15 protein-coding genes are annotated in these 14,163 nt (G+C 38.6%); 11 read left to right on the top strand and 4 right to left on the bottom strand.

The genetic code is table 11. The features are described from left to right. Window positions 1–83 precede the first annotated feature (83 nt). Window positions 84–974: a methylmalonyl Co-A mutase-associated GTPase MeaB gene (meaB, locus tag PL_RS14525; RefSeq protein WP_041886208.1), complete on the top strand. Its 891-nt coding sequence runs from the start codon at window positions 84–86 to the stop codon at window positions 972–974. A 1-nt stretch (window position 975) separates the two neighbouring features. Here the strand turns inward: meaB and PL_RS14520 are convergent, their stop codons facing one another. The 3 genes from PL_RS14520 to PL_RS14510 are packed head-to-tail and all read right to left on the bottom strand — an operon-like array spanning window position 976 to window position 3,866. Then, window positions 976–1,851 (bottom strand): glycosyl transferase, encoded by an 876-nt coding sequence (locus tag PL_RS14520; RefSeq protein ID WP_041886207.1) that lies wholly within the window; start codon window positions 1,849–1,851, stop codon window positions 976–978. 40 nt (window positions 1,852–1,891) lie between these two features. Further along, window positions 1,892–2,545 carry a glycosyltransferase family 32 protein gene (locus tag PL_RS14515; protein WP_041886204.1) on the bottom strand — a complete coding sequence of 218 codons (654 nt, stop codon included), beginning with the start codon at window positions 2,543–2,545 and terminating at the stop codon, window positions 1,892–1,894. Between the two features lie 25 nt (window positions 2,546–2,570). After that, entirely contained in the window at window positions 2,571–3,866 is a 1,296-nt protein-coding gene (locus PL_RS14510; protein ID WP_348619773.1) for an aminopeptidase P family protein, read from the bottom strand. A 169-nt stretch (window positions 3,867–4,035) separates the two neighbouring features. Between PL_RS14510 and PL_RS14505 the strand changes: the two genes are divergently transcribed. From PL_RS14505 to recG, 5 genes are all read left to right on the top strand, one after another. Further along, window positions 4,036–5,382, top strand: a complete 1,347-nt coding sequence (locus PL_RS14505; RefSeq protein ID WP_041886201.1) for an OmpA family protein — start codon at window positions 4,036–4,038, stop codon at window positions 5,380–5,382. A gap of 110 nt (window positions 5,383–5,492) precedes the next feature. Beyond that, window positions 5,493–5,624 (top strand): DUF6728 family protein, encoded by a 132-nt coding sequence (locus PL_RS14500; protein WP_316933293.1) that lies wholly within the window; start codon window positions 5,493–5,495, stop codon window positions 5,622–5,624. After that, window positions 5,625–6,005, top strand: coding sequence for a RidA family protein (locus PL_RS14495; protein WP_041886199.1), 381 nt, complete (start codon window positions 5,625–5,627; stop codon window positions 6,003–6,005). It begins immediately after the preceding gene. Beyond that, entirely contained in the window at window positions 6,006–6,929 is a 924-nt protein-coding gene (locus PL_RS14490) for an EamA family transporter (protein ID WP_041886197.1), read from the top strand. Between the two features lie 23 nt (window positions 6,930–6,952). Next, window positions 6,953–9,058 carry an ATP-dependent DNA helicase RecG gene (gene recG / locus PL_RS14485; RefSeq protein WP_041886193.1) on the top strand — a complete coding sequence of 702 codons (2,106 nt, stop codon included), beginning with the start codon at window positions 6,953–6,955 and terminating at the stop codon, window positions 9,056–9,058. A gap of 4 nt (window positions 9,059–9,062) precedes the next feature. Here the strand turns inward: recG and PL_RS14480 are convergent, their stop codons facing one another. Continuing rightward, on the bottom strand, window positions 9,063–10,271 hold the full coding sequence (locus PL_RS14480) for a serine hydrolase domain-containing protein (RefSeq protein WP_041886190.1): 1,209 nt from the start codon (window positions 10,269–10,271) through the stop codon (window positions 9,063–9,065). 137 nt (window positions 10,272–10,408) lie between these two features. Here PL_RS14480 and fumC point away from each other — a divergent pair, with 137 nt between their 5' ends. Genes fumC through PL_RS14455 form a run of 5 tightly spaced genes read left to right on the top strand, consistent with a single transcriptional unit; the run spans window position 10,409 to window position 14,123 of the window. Next, window positions 10,409–11,806 (top strand): class II fumarate hydratase, encoded by a 1,398-nt coding sequence (gene fumC, locus PL_RS14475; RefSeq protein ID WP_041886188.1) that lies wholly within the window; start codon window positions 10,409–10,411, stop codon window positions 11,804–11,806. A gap of 40 nt (window positions 11,807–11,846) precedes the next feature. Next, the gene (locus PL_RS14470) at window positions 11,847–12,305 is read left to right on the top strand and encodes a fumarate hydratase (protein ID WP_235324668.1); all 459 of its coding nucleotides are present in this window, start codon (window positions 11,847–11,849) and stop codon (window positions 12,303–12,305) included. 9 nt (window positions 12,306–12,314) lie between these two features. Next, window positions 12,315–13,115 carry a S1/P1 nuclease gene (locus PL_RS14465; RefSeq protein WP_041886183.1) on the top strand — a complete coding sequence of 267 codons (801 nt, stop codon included), beginning with the start codon at window positions 12,315–12,317 and terminating at the stop codon, window positions 13,113–13,115. Window positions 13,116–13,119: 4 nt separating this feature from the next. Next, the gene (locus PL_RS14460) at window positions 13,120–13,563 is read left to right on the top strand and encodes a low molecular weight protein-tyrosine-phosphatase (protein WP_041886243.1); all 444 of its coding nucleotides are present in this window, start codon (window positions 13,120–13,122) and stop codon (window positions 13,561–13,563) included. Then, complete coding sequence (locus tag PL_RS14455; RefSeq protein WP_041886181.1) at window positions 13,563–14,123, top strand: DUF1543 domain-containing protein; 561 nt, start codon at window positions 13,563–13,565, stop codon at window positions 14,121–14,123. Before PL_RS14460 ends, PL_RS14455 begins: the two co-directional genes overlap by 1 nt. Window positions 14,124–14,163: the final 40 nt, after the last annotated feature.

Below are 14,163 nucleotides of genomic sequence, written 5' to 3'. Positions count from 1 at the left end.
TATAATTGGTATTATTTACTGGCTTTCTATGCCATTACAGAGTTCCGGTGATGATTCAGATCGAACGTTAAAAAAAATCAAAAATGAATAGCTGCTTGTCGCTTGTTGCTGATATTAAGAAGGGAAATTTTATTGCGTTGGCCAGAGCTCTTACTTTGGTCGAGAATAGTATAAACGGGAGTGAAGAGTTATTAAAAGAAATACAGATTAATCAGCAGGTTCCTGTGATTGGTATTACAGGCCCTCCAGGTGCTGGTAAGAGTACATTAGTCAATGCGATGATTGAAAAATGGACTGAAAAAGGAAAACGTATAGCTGTTATTGCAGTAGATCCTACTTCTCCGTTTAATCTGGGATCACTTTTAGGGGACCGGATCCGGATGTCTGCACATTTTAATAAACCTAATGTATTTATCCGCTCGGTAGCAACAAGAGGGTCAGTTGGTGGACTCTCTGCAAAGATTATTGAAATGGTGGATGTACTGAGGTCTGCTGATTTTGATTATATCATTGTGGAAACTGTTGGAGTTGGGCAGTCAGAAATAGAAATTGCGGGTCTGGCAGATTTAACCATCGTAGTTTTAGTACCTGAGGCGGGTGACGAAATTCAGCATATTAAATCGGGTTTAATGGAAATCGGAAATGTTTTTGTAGTTAATAAGGCAGACAGGGATGGCGCAGCTACATTTGCGAATAATCTTACCAAGATGCTGCATCAGCGTCATACCGTTGTTCCTGTTTTTAAAACGGTTGCTGATAAGGGGACGGGTATTGATGAATTGCTAAACTGGATTAACGAAGCACCTGTTCATGAAAATGAGCGGAAAATATACCTGTATGTAGAAAAGGCATTCAGGTTAATTCAGAATTACAGAATGAAGGATATAATCAGAACAGACCTCCAGCAAAAAATTGCCGGGGCCTATGCGGAGGATAATTTTAATTTGTATAAGTTTATTAATCAGTACAGATAGTCTACCGGATCAGCTTGTAGTTTTTATATTCACCTATTCTGATTCCCGTAAGCTTATATATTTTTAATAATAATTTGATACGGAAGCTGTCGTTATTTTTGGTTTTTGTAGGGTCGATGCTGAATTTCCAGTTAGCCTTATGGATACGCCCGGTCATGACTGCCGGATGTGTTCCTTTGAAATGATTTAACTTATCGGCATTGCCATAATCAAAAGTAGCGGTTACAGGCACCTCTCTGATAACGGCATTGGGATCATAAAATGTATTGAAGTTTAACCCTTTTTTCACTAGTCCGTGTGGCGGTTTTACCCAGCCATAATGGTTAATGAAAGCATTGATTAATTTTACATTTATTTTTCTTCCGTCAATTCTGAAACCCTGAGCATCTCTGTACGAACTGACGTTGAGATTTCTTCTTACAATGCGGATTTCTCTTCTGTACCATCTTCTTGATTCGGCTATATAATCATAAGAGCCATAGAAGTGGTTATACTTGAAAAGTAAGCCCTCTACCTGTTTATCATCCAGGTTGTCCTGCATCTGTTTCAGAATTTCCGGGAGGTCATTTTCATGAACACATTCGTCACCCTGTATATAGAATGCCCAGTCGGCATCTTTGGATATATTTTCAAAAGCTTTATTGGTTTCGGAAGCAAACACAGCCCCGCCTTCTCTGAGGTTCTCCTCCCAGATTGTATCTATGATCTTTATTTTTGGAGAGTTGATACGCTCAATTAATTTTCTGGTGTCATCTCCGGAGTTTCCCACAGCAACGACAAACTCATCGCAAATAGGTAGAATTGAGCAGATTGCTTCAACAATAGGATAGTCATTTACTACTGCATTTCTGATAAAGGTAAAACCGGCAACTTTCATGATTAAATTAATTTGGGTATTTGATAAGGCAAAGATAGTTTTATTCCGGTTTTAGTACAGGTTTAGTCAGCTGAGCTTTCTTCCAGTGTTCCCCTTTTTCATAGAGCAGTTTGCTTAATGGGTACTTAAATCTGAAATGATGATCATAGTCTACCCCGGTTAGACGATGAGGAATATCCGGCGATTCTGTTAAACATTCACGAACAGCTCTGGTGTAAACTGATGGTCCTGTCATTTGATGAACATCATGTGGATACCTGTTGCTTCTGATGTTCCCGTACATCAGCTCAAGGGTTTTTTTTAGGAATGGGTGATGCGGTTCATATATTAACGCCCATTGTACAAACATGTCAGGATTTCCTTCGGGAGAGACCACGGCCTTGTCGCCGGGGAGAATGAAATTGTCAAGACGGCCATTTATCCCACTGTCAATATCCAGGTAAACCCCGCCTTTTTTATAGAGTACCGCGTATCTGAAAAAATCTGCTTTAGCTGCACCTATATTAATTCTTTGATAAAGAGATAAAATATCTTCACCAAATTCTTCTGACAGGAAGGCTTCAATACGTTTGTCATCATAAAATTCATAAACATAGTCCGGGTTTTTTCTTCTGAATCCTGCAATATGCCAGCGGGTTATCAAAGGTAGCTTAGACGTTTTGAATGTCTGATGTATGATTTTGGGTATTGACATGTTTTATAATTGTTGCTGCTTAAATTTAGATGGGACTATTCATGATTTCTTCAATTTCTTCTGCTTCAAGCGGAATTTCAGCCATTAAATCGATATTGCCATCTGCTGTTATCAATATGTTATTTTCCAGACGGATACCGAAACCTTCTGCAGGAATATAAATTCCGGGCTCGCAGGTTAGCAGATTACCTGCAGTGAAAGGTGTATATCTGCCAGCGAAATCATGAACATCCAGACCAAGGTGATGGCTTATCCCATGCATGAAATACTTTTTATAAGCGGGATATGCCGGGTTCTGATTTTTTATTTCTTCCAGAGAGATTAACCCAAGTCTGACCAGTTGTTCAGTCATTAGCTCACCGGCATTGGTATTATAATCATTTATTGAAGTGCCGGGTATCATTAATTTCTTCGCTTCCTGCATTACATGCTGTACTGACTTGTAAACATCTTTTTGTCTTGGTGTAAATCTGCCACTGACAGGAATGGTACGGGATAAATCTGCGTTGTAATTAGCGTATTCTGCACCGAAGTCCATCAGGATTAATTCATTCTCTTTGCATGTCTGATTATTATCGCCATAATGGAGAATGTTTGCATTATTGCCTGAAGCGATAATTGGCGGATAGGCATGTCCGGTAGCCCGTTGTCTGATAAATTCATGGATAATCTCCGCCTCTATCTCGTATTCTGTTACTTCGGGACGCGTAAATTTAAGTACCCGGATAAAAGCATCTTTTGTAATATCACATGCTTTTTGGATTAACTGCACTTCTTCGGCAGATTTTGTTTCGCGAAGCTGACGCATAATCGGTGCCGCTCTTTCATAATGATGCAGCGGGTATCTCTTTTTCATCTCTTCAATAAAACGGATATCCCGGTAAGCAACTGTATGCGGGCTGCTGTCATTCTCATTGGTATTCAGGTAAATGTGATCTGCATAAGGAATAATACTGTGAATAATATTGTCAAAATCTTCCAGCCAGTAGATTTTTTTTATGCCGGAGGCAAGTTCTGCCATCGGTTTGGTATACTTATGACCTTCCCATATTTTGATGTGCTCATTTGTCTGTCTTAAAAAAAGGACTTCTCTATATAAGGGATTAGGACAATCAGGATAAAGCAGCAATATTGTTTTTTCCTGGTCTATCCCGGAAAGATAAAACAGGTCACAATTTTGTTTAAAAGGGAAACTCTGGTCCCCGCTTCTTGGAAACTCATCATTGGAATTGAATATAGCTAATGAATTGTTTTTTAGGTGTTTATTGAAATTTGTTCTGTTTTTAACAAAGAGTTTATTTTCAGGATTCTGATATTTCATATCTGGCTTTATGAGTAGACAAATAAAGTCAATTATATCGAATTCTTAAAATTTGTTAAAATTGGAACGGAGTTTGTATGTGCCTTGTGAGAATTAAAAATTTGTTTAATTTTGCTACACAAAAAAATTATACATTTTTAAATTTGTTTAACCTTAAAAAAGAAAAATTATGAATTATTCTACTTTAAAGAAGGGTTTAGCAGTTTCTTTTGTTGCAGTTATGGGTGTTACCACTCTTGCTTCAGCACAGGATTCTACTTCGACTTCAACTTCAGCCAAAGTGTTTGGCGGAAGAGGCCAGTACAGAACCTGGTCTATCGGTGTTAATGCTGGTGTTTTATCTCCATTCGTTGCGATTGGTGGTACAAATGACTTGAAAAATGCTGATGTTAACTTAGGTTATGGCGTTTCATTGAGAAAACAATTAGGTCATGCATTTGGTTTAGAAGGTAACATTTTCCGTGGAAAAGTTTCTGGAACTAACAAAGACAGACCAGGTGGTCAGCTTAATGGTATCACTGCTTCTGAAACTCAGATCGGTTATGCTGCTGACATCCGTGGTGTTGTTAATGTTGCAACTGTAGATTTCTTACGTCGTGAGAATTCAGTTAACTTCTTCGTTACTGTTGGTTACGGTTTAGTTGCTTATGCTCCTAAAGTAACAGCAGTTGGTGGTGCAGTTACTGACTGGAAAGACAAAGCTGGTGATAACCATGACAAAACTTATGTTAAAGAAGCTTACATCCCAGTTGGTGCTGGTGTGAAATTCAAAGTTTCTGACCGTGTTGCTTTTAACTTAGGTTATACAATGCACTTCATTGATGGTGATAACTTCAACGGAATTTATGGTAGCACAACTACTAAAGATAAATTCTCATACGGTTACGCTGGATTAGAATTCTCATTAGGTTCTAAATCTAAACCAAACCTGGATTGGGTTAACCCACTTGCAATGATGTATGATGAATTGAAAGATCCTTCATTACGTCGTGAAGTTGAAGCACTTAAATCTCGTGTTTCTAACGTTGAAAAATCTGTTGAAGATTTGAAAAAAGATAGCGATGGTGACGGTGTTTCTGATCAGTTTGACAAATGCCCAGGAACTCCTGCAGGTACTGCAGTTGATGGATCAGGATGTCCTCTTCCAGTTGCTACTACTACTGTAGCTCCTGTTAACACTAGTAACTTAACTGGTTTTGAGACTATCCAATTTGAATTCAACTCTTCAGTTTTAAAAACTGAATCATACCCAACTTTAGATAAATTATCTTCAGTGTTAAAAGAAAGCAATGGTAAAGCCTTAGTAAAAGGTTATGCTTCAAGCGAAGGTACTGCTGCTTATAACCTGAAATTATCTAAAGACAGAGCTAATTCAGTAAAAACTTACTTAGTTAACTCTGGAGTTAGTGCTAGCAAAGTTGCTACAAAAGGTTTAGGTGAAGCAAATCCAATCGCTTCTAACGATACTGAAGAAGGTCGTATCCAAAACCGTCGTGTTGAAACTTCAAGAAACTAGTATTTCTTAAACAACATAGAAAAGGGTTCTGATTTATCAGAGCCCTTTTTTTATGCTTTAAATCGGGATGGGTTTTACCTGAATGAAACTTTATTTTATACATTTGTGATATGTACTTTTTTAGAAAAAAAGATCCGAACAGGCCAACTAGTGTTGACATCAAAATTATGCATGTCATCAATGCGCTTGCCATATCAATTTTCATAATTGGAATCATCTTGAAACTTTTACACTGGATATAAATGAAAACAATCATCAACACCTCGAATGCACCAGCTCCGATCGGCCCTTATAGCCAGGCTGTATTAGCTAATGGATTTCTGTATGTATCCGGACAAATCCCAATCAATCCTGCAACGGGACAATTAACACAGTCTTCAATTAAAGAAGAAACTGAACAGGTTATGCGTAATCTGAATGCTGTTTTATTAGAAGCAGGTTTTGAATTTACACATATCCTGAAGTCGACTATATTTTTATCGGATATGGATTTGTTTGCAGAAGTAAACGAAGTATATGGTTCATATTTTGAATCTGACTTCCCTGCGCGTGAAACCGTAGCTGTGAAGGGTCTTCCTAAGGGTGTAAATGTAGAGATTTCAGTTATTGCTTATAAGGGATAAATGTCTGCGTCAAATGTACGTTACCTGCTGGCAGGATTCATCCCCTTTGTAATCTGGGGATGCTTTGCTATTCCTTTGAGGAATATCAAAGGCTTCCCATCTGAAGAGATTCTGTACTACCGTATATTTACGTCTGTGGTTTTAATCTGGGCGGCTATTCTGCTTTTCAGGAAAAAACAATTAAAGGCTGACATAGTCTATGTAAAGTCTATATCAAAGACACAGAAAATAACTTATATATGGCAGATCCTTTTGGCAACTGTATTTCTGACACTCAATTGGTACACCTTCATTTATGCAGTCAATAATGTAAGTCTTACTTCGGCGGCATTTGCGTATATGGTATGTCCGTTGCTTACGGCTTTTGGAGGGTTTATTATTCTGAAGGAAGAATTGTCTGCGGTTAAGCTGGTCTCCCTGGCTGTCGCGCTGGTTAGCGTCGTCTTTTTGGCTACAGGTTCATTAAGGGATGTCTTGTGGTCAGTTATTATAGCTGCATTTTATGCTGGTTATCTGGTTATTCAGCGAAAGATGCAGGGCATTGATAAGCTTAATGTACTTGCTGTTCAGTTTTTGGTGGCCTGTCTGATTCTGCTGCCATTTTATTTTTATCAGTTTAACGGGATTCCGCAAAGCGGATGGTTCTGGATGAATATTGTGATTATCGCTGCTGTATTTACAATTATCCCACTGTTTTTAAGTCTTTATTCCCTTATTGGTATACCTTCATCTACATTAGGTATACTGATTTATATTAATCCGATTATTGCCTTTGCAATAGCTGTATTTTATTTTGGAGAAGCGATTAATACTAATCAGCTTTATGCTTATCTGTTGTTATTATTTTCGGTAATTTTATTTAACTGGAGTCTGATAAAGGATATGTTTACTGCAAGAACCAGAGTGAATTCAAAAATTATATAACAAAATACCTAATTACCAACAGCTTGTTTGCTTCTGATTTAGATACAACGATTGAATTTTTGAAAGGAGTAGGTCCTAAACGTGCCGAAATCCTGCAAAAGGAATTGGGTATATTCACCTATGCCGATTTACTGGCTTTTTATCCATTCCGGTATATTGACAGAACGCGTTTCTATAAAATCAATGAACTCCATCCGGATTTACCTTATGTTCAGATCCTGGGGCGTATTACAGGAAAAGAAACTATAGGTGAAAAGCATAAAAAAAGAATTGTCGCCAGACTGACTGATGAAACCGGAACTATTGAACTGGTTTGGTTTCAGAGTTTGAAATGGGTAGATGAAAATGTAATGCGCGGCAAAGTATACATTGCATTTGGCAAACCGACTGTTTTTAACGGCTCATTTAGTATTTCTCATCCGGAGATGGAGAATTATCCAAGACCGGCTACCCTCACAGGGAATCTGACTTTACAACCTGTTTATAACTCCACTGAAAAACTTAAAAAGTTTTCACTTGATAGTAAGGGTATTCAAAAAATGCAGGCTTTGGTAATTGAACATTGTCTGCATGAAATTAAGGAAACCATTCCGGCATATATTCTGGATAAGTACCGGATGATTAACCGTCGTGAAGCGCTGTTAAATATTCATTTTCCGAAAGATACGACAGCTTTGCAGGATGCGGAACGCAGACTGAAATTTGAAGAATTATTCTTTATCCAGCTGCAGTTACTGAGTAATAAACAATTCAGAGAACTAAAATTCAAAGGGCATTTATTTAGTACTGTTGGCGAAAGGGTAAATACTTTTTATAAGGAAATCCTGCCGTTTGCGCTTACAGGAGCACAGAAGAGAGTTATCAAAGAGATTAGAACTGATACTCAGCGCGGCATTCAAATGAACCGCCTGGTGCAGGGTGATGTAGGAAGTGGAAAAACAGTAGTTGCATTAATGAGTATGCTGCTGGCAAATGATAACGGCTATCAGGCCTGTATGATGGCTCCGACTGAGATCCTGGCCCGTCAGCATTATCATTCTATAGCTTCTTTACTGGATGGAAGATTAATTAAGGTTGATATATTAACCGGTAATACTACAAAAAAACAAAGAACTCTTTTGCATGAGCAGCTGGAGGCTGGGGAAATTGATATTCTTGTAGGGACACATGCACTCATTGAGGATAAGGTAATATTCAAGAACCTGGGACTGGTTGTTATCGATGAGCAGCATCGTTTTGGTGTAGAGCAAAGGGCAAAGCTATGGCGAAAAAATAGTATTCCCCCTCATATTCTGGTTATGACTGCTACGCCAATTCCCAGAACGCTTGCCATGACTTTATACGGAGATCTGGATGTTTCTATGATTGATGAACTTCCTGCTGGCAGAAAGCCAATTGAGACTAAACATCTGGTTGAAGGGCAGCGTTTGAGGATGTTTGGTTTCATGAAGACAGAAATTGCCAAAGGCAGGCAGGTATATGTGGTCTATCCTTTAATCAAGGAGAGCGAAAAATTAGATTTGCTGCATTTGGAGGCTGGTATTGAACAAATGCGTTATCAGTTCCCGCTGCCGGATTATCAGATTAGTATTGTTCATGGGAAAATGCCAAATAAGGACAAGCAATTTGAGATGCAGCAGTTTATAGAAGGCAAAACGCAGATTATGGTAGCGACAACTGTAATTGAGGTTGGTGTAAATGTTCCGAATGCATCTGTTATGATTATTGAAAATGCAGAAAGATTCGGGCTTTCTCAATTGCATCAGTTACGTGGAAGGGTTGGCAGGGGTGCTGAACAATCTTTTTGTATTTTAATGTCTGGTGAAAAACTAAGCAGGGAGGGCCGGAAACGACTGGAAACGATGGTGAAAACCAATAATGGGTTTGAAATTTCTGAGATAGATCTGGAGTTGCGCGGACCTGGAGATCTTTCGGGTACCATGCAAAGCGGAGTGCTGGATCTTAAGCTTGCGGATCTGGTAAAGGATCAGCAGATTTTACATGAAGCAAGAAATACTGTGATTGATGTCTTTCAGCAGGACCCTACGCTTTCTTTACCGGAAAACGCTCTGCTTAAGCGTTTTGTCGATAAAAAAAGCAGAGGGATCGCTTTAGATAAAATATCTTAATTTTTTAATCTTCATCACTTCCAGGCATAGACCCTGTTCCGGTGTATGCTCCTTTTCTGATTACTGGAACACCAAGGTGTTTATACAGGTCATCCAGATGCATTAAACTGCCATTAGTCAGGTTGCCCAGGAAAATAATGACGATATTCTTTTGTATATCCCGTACATAGATGTGACGGAAACCATGCCACCAACCTGTATGGTAGACTACTTTGCGTCCGTTTTCTCCATCGTACATTCTCCATCCGTAGCCATAGTTAAAGTGACCGTTGATGGCTTTATTATGGCCGGTGTAAGCTGAGTCAAGACTGGCTTGTTTTAACAAACGGCCTTTTTTTAATGCATTATCATAAAGTACTAGATCATGAACAGTACTGTAAATCCCTTTATCACCGACGGGCCCGTCAAGGAAATTTTGTACTACTGAATATTTCCAGGTACGGTCGTGGCCTACTACATCAACCGGGATCTTTGAATAGGCTGTTGTAGAGTATACGTGGGTATGTTTCATCCCCGCTGGCTTGAATACATTTTCCATCATATATTCTGCATATGTTTTGCCGGTTACTTTTTCAATAATGGCACCAAGTACCATAAAGTTGGAATTGTTGTAATGAAATCTTGTATCGGGTTTAGCGTAACGGTTGGGTTTATATTGTGCAATGAGATTCATAACGTCAACGTTACTCATCGGCTTCTTCTTGTCTTTCCAAACCCCGTCACTGAAATAGACGTAATTCATCATTCCGCTGCGGTGTGTAAGCAGTAATTTTACGGTGATATCTTCGTAAGGGAAATTAGGATAGAATTTTTTTACATTGTCTGTCAGTTTAATTTTGCCCTGTTCAACCAGTTGCATGATCGCAACACCGGTAAATGTCTTGGTGATTGAAGCAAGCTCAAATTCTGAATTAATCTTTAAGCTATCGCGATGCAGATAATCAGCCCATCCAATAGCTTTTTCATAAAGTATTTTGCCGTCTTTTGCTACAAGCATATTTCCGTTGAATCCGAATTTCCTATGCAGGTTATCTACAAAGTTTGCTATCCATTTATCTCCTTTAGCCGGATCGTACGAAATGAGAAGGCTATCTGTCTTGTCATCGTTTACAGTTCTGATTTTTGGATCCTGATGTTTTTTATTGGCATGTGAACAGGCGCTAATGAGAAAAGTGGCCAGCACAGCCACGGGAAAAAAGGTACGGTAGGTCATGAATTAGATTAGTCTTTTTTGAAGCCCGAAAAATAAACAATATTAACCCTTTAAACGCAAAAGAGTTTTAAACATTATCATATACTTTACATTCTTCTATAGAGATAAAACCTTATTTTTGAAAAAAAACAAAAGAAATGAATTTTAGAACCGAACACGACACCATGGGCGAAGTGCAGGTCCCTGCTGATAAGTATTGGGGAGCACAAACTGAACGTTCACGTAATAATTTTAAAATTGGTCCTGAGGCTTCCATGCCAAAAGAGATTATCCATGCTTTTGGTTATCTCAAAAAAGCTGCAGCACTGGCTAATCAGGAACTTGGTGTACTGGCAAGTGATAAGGCAGAATGGATTGCTAAGGCATGTGATGAAGTTATTGCCGGAAAATTAGACGATCAGTTTCCTCTTGTAATCTGGCAAACAGGTTCAGGAACACAGAGCAATATGAATTCAAATGAAGTGATTGCCTATCGTGCGCATGTTATGAACGGTGGTAGTCTGACAGATGAAAAGAAAATTCTGCATCCGAATGATGATGTCAATAAATCACAATCTTCAAATGATACTTATCCTACAGCTATGCACATTGCGGCATATAAACAAGCTGTAGAAATTACTATACCAGGGCTTGAAAAACTGGAAAAGACATTACAGGCTAAAGCAACTGAATTTGCTGATATTGTTAAAACCGGAAGAACTCACTTCATGGATGCAACTCCGTTAACACTTGGACAGGAGTTTTCAGGTTATGCACAGCAAATCACCAATAGTATCAGAGCAATTAAAAATGCGCTGGTAATGATTACTGAACTGGCTTTAGGTGGTACTGCCGTAGGAACGGGTCTGAATACTCCAAAAGGATATGATGTACTGGTTGCCCGTAAGATTGCAGAACTTACCGGTTTACCTTTTGTTACGGCTCCGAATAAATTTGAAGCACTGGCTGCACATGATGCTATGGTAGAATTGTCAGGTGCTTATAAACGTGCTGCAGTAGCTTTAATGAAGATCGGCAATGATGTGAGAATGTTAAGCTCAGGCCCGCGTTCTGGTATTGGTGAGATCATCATTCCGGACAATGAACCAGGTTCTTCTATTATGCCTGGAAAAGTTAATCCTACTCAGCCTGAAGCATTGACAATGGTTTGTGCACAGGTAATGGGAAATGACGTAACTGTAGGTATTGGTGGTAGCAACGGCCATTTTGAACTAAATGTTTTTAAACCGGTTATCGCTGCAAATGTATTACAGTCAGGAAGATTACTGGGTGATGCCTGTGTATCATTCAATGATAACTGTGCTGTTGGTATTCTGCCTAATTTACCGGAAATTAAAAAACATCTTGAAAACTCTTTAATGCTTGTTACGGCTCTGAACCCACATATTGGTTACGAAAATGCTGCTAAGATTGCTAAAAAGGCACATAAAGAAAATAAAACATTACGTGAGGCTGCAGTAGAACTGGGGTTATTAACCAGTGAACAGTTTGATGAATGGGTAAAACCGGGAGATATGGTAGGTAGTTTAAAATAATATGAATAGATACCATTATCTAATTATTCTATTTTGTTTGATGGCGTTTCTCGGTTGTGAGAGACGCCCAAACGTTCAGGGTAATGGAGAAAAATTTTTACAGGGTGTCTGGAGTCAGGACAGCATTACCAATGCTGCTAAACTGATGAATTACACTCAGCATCAGATAAAAATTACCTGTGACTCTTTTTATGTTGATCTGACTACACATTCAAAGGTGAATTACTATGAAGATCCGTGCTATAATAATGGTGTTTGGAAAGAATATGCAAAAGGTGTATATCAGGTAAGAAAGGATAGTTTGTTTCTGGAAGGAACGTATACCAAAGCTAATTATAAACAGAAAGTCTCCGGCTGCTATACAGTTGGGATATACAGAAAAAGTTTTTTGATCAGATCAACTGATTCTACTCATCTTTTTTTACAGAGTCTGAGTGATCAGCGGGACGTAAATCTAGTCCTGAAACAAAAAATCAAGTGCGTACCGCAAGAATTATAAAATAAAACAATGATTTCAGTAGTTAAAATAAAAAAGGTTTGTATCGCAATCGCATTAGTTGCTTATTTACCATTGAATGCTGCTGCCTGGGGGCAGACAGGACATAGAATTGTCGGACAGATTGCCGACTATTACCTGACCGCAAAAGCCCGGAAAGCAGTAAAACAGGTTTTGGGTAATGAAAGTATGGCTATCGCGAGTAACTGGCCTGACTTTATCAAATCAGATACCTCGTATAATTATATGGGTAGCTGGCATTATGTAAATATTCCTGGCGATTTAGATCAGAACGGAGTATTTAATTTCCTGGAAACAACTAAGGAAGCTAATGTGTATAATAAGATTCCTGAGATGATTGCTATACTTAAAAATAAACAAAGCACAGCCGATAAGCAACAGTGGGCTATGCGTTTATTAATACACATGCTGGGTGATGTTCATCAGCCGATGCATACCGCAAGAAAAGAAGATCTTGGCGGCAATAAAGTAAGTGTAATGTGGTTTGGACAGCGGTCTAATCTTCACCATGTTTGGGATGAAGATCTGATTGACAGACAGCAATTAAGCTATACAGAGTATGCCGAAGCAATTAACCATCCTTCAAAAGAGCAATTTACCAAATGGAGTCATGACTCACTGAAAGAAACAGTTTATGAATCTTACATGGCTTGTAATAAGATATATGACAAGACTAAAGCTGATGATAAACTGAGCTATCGCTATAATTTTGAGTTTATCGATTTGCTGAATGAGCAGTTGTTAAAAGGCGGTGTGCGTCTGGCACAGATTATTAATGATATTTATTCATAAAACAATGAAGATCCTGATGGTTTGTTTGGGCAATATCTGTCGTTCTCCGCTTGCAGAAGGGGTTGTCAGACAGTTGATTGCAAATGAGAATCTGGATTGGGAAGTAGCCTCGGCAGGAACAGGGAACTGGCATACCGGCCAGCCCGCTGACCGTAGAAGTATTGCGGTTGCTAAAAATTATGGATACGATATTTCCAGACAGCGTGCCCGCCTTTTCGGAGGGGAACTGTTTGATGAATTTGATCATATCCTGGTGATGGATAAAAACAATTTGCGTGATGTACTAAAACTGGCCGTTAATGAAGAACAACGTAAAAAAGTAAGACTATTTTTAACGGATAATCAGGAAGTTACAGATCCGTATTTTGATGATAAATTATTTGATCCGGTCTTTCTGACTATTGAAGAAAGAGCTAAAAGACTGATTGAAGAGCTAAAAAAACATTAATGAAGTCTTTGAAATTGTACCAGTTATTATTGGGTTGTAAACCTGCCGGCAGAAATACGGAACAGCATGATGTGTTTTTTGCTGTTGGAACCTGTTTGAAAGATCTGGAACAGGAAATTTTAAATTTCTGGCCTGAGGCTAATGGTAAAATACATTTAGATGCCTGGAGAGAGGTTACTGCTGTTGAGGGTTTCAGTATACAGGTAGTTGAGAAGGATAAAGCTTCGGAGCCATCACCAAATGCACTTTTTTTTCTTAATCTGGGAGGATATAAACCAGATGAATTTGATGAGCTGCATTATAGAATGCTTTTGATTGGTGCAGGTAAAGCTGAAGTTATTAAAAAGGCCAAAGAGTCGGCATTCTTCCTTCATACAGGCTTTGAAGGGGCACCATCTCACATCGATGACAAATATGGAGTTGATGTAGATGATATATTTGAAATTGAAGATGTGTTACCGGCTGGAATAAAAGAGAATTACAAAATTGTAATATCTCCGGCTGAAACGACTTTTAAAGATGAAATCCACCTGGGGTATTTTCCTTTGAAAAATTTGTAAAACTTTTTTTTAGGGGATATGTTACTTCCTGACATCAAAT

It is taken from the genome of Pedobacter lusitanus (genome assembly GCF_040026395.1).
GTDB lineage: Bacteria > Bacteroidota > Bacteroidia > Sphingobacteriales > Sphingobacteriaceae > Pedobacter > Pedobacter lusitanus.
This window is presented reverse-complemented; position numbering and strand designations above follow the sequence as displayed.

Bases quoted from the DNA above. Each gene is read 5' to 3' on its own strand.
- meaB (WP_041886208.1), top strand. From the start codon at position 84: ATGAATAGCTGCTTGTCGCTTGTTGCTGATATTAAGAAGGGAAATTTT.
- PL_RS14520 (WP_041886207.1), bottom strand. From the start codon at position 1,851: ATGAAAGTTGCCGGTTTTACCTTTATCAGAAATGCAGTAGTAAATGAC.
- PL_RS14515 (WP_041886204.1), bottom strand. From the start codon at position 2,545: ATGTCAATACCCAAAATCATACATCAGACATTCAAAACGTCTAAGCTA.
- PL_RS14510 (WP_348619773.1), bottom strand. From the start codon at position 3,866: ATGAAATATCAGAATCCTGAAAATAAACTCTTTGTTAAAAACAGAACA.
- PL_RS14505 (WP_041886201.1), top strand. From the start codon at position 4,036: ATGAATTATTCTACTTTAAAGAAGGGTTTAGCAGTTTCTTTTGTTGCA.
- PL_RS14500 (WP_316933293.1), top strand. From the start codon at position 5,493: ATGTACTTTTTTAGAAAAAAAGATCCGAACAGGCCAACTAGTGTTGAC.
- PL_RS14495 (WP_041886199.1), top strand. From the start codon at position 5,625: ATGAAAACAATCATCAACACCTCGAATGCACCAGCTCCGATCGGCCCT.
- PL_RS14490 (WP_041886197.1), top strand. From the start codon at position 6,006: ATGTCTGCGTCAAATGTACGTTACCTGCTGGCAGGATTCATCCCCTTT.
- PL_RS14480 (WP_041886190.1), bottom strand. From the start codon at position 10,271: ATGACCTACCGTACCTTTTTTCCCGTGGCTGTGCTGGCCACTTTTCTC.
- fumC (WP_041886188.1), top strand. From the start codon at position 10,409: ATGAATTTTAGAACCGAACACGACACCATGGGCGAAGTGCAGGTCCCT.
- PL_RS14470 (WP_235324668.1), top strand. From the start codon at position 11,847: ATGGCGTTTCTCGGTTGTGAGAGACGCCCAAACGTTCAGGGTAATGGA.
- PL_RS14465 (WP_041886183.1), top strand. From the start codon at position 12,315: ATGATTTCAGTAGTTAAAATAAAAAAGGTTTGTATCGCAATCGCATTA.
- PL_RS14460 (WP_041886243.1), top strand. From the start codon at position 13,120: ATGAAGATCCTGATGGTTTGTTTGGGCAATATCTGTCGTTCTCCGCTT.
- PL_RS14455 (WP_041886181.1), top strand. From the start codon at position 13,563: ATGAAGTCTTTGAAATTGTACCAGTTATTATTGGGTTGTAAACCTGCC.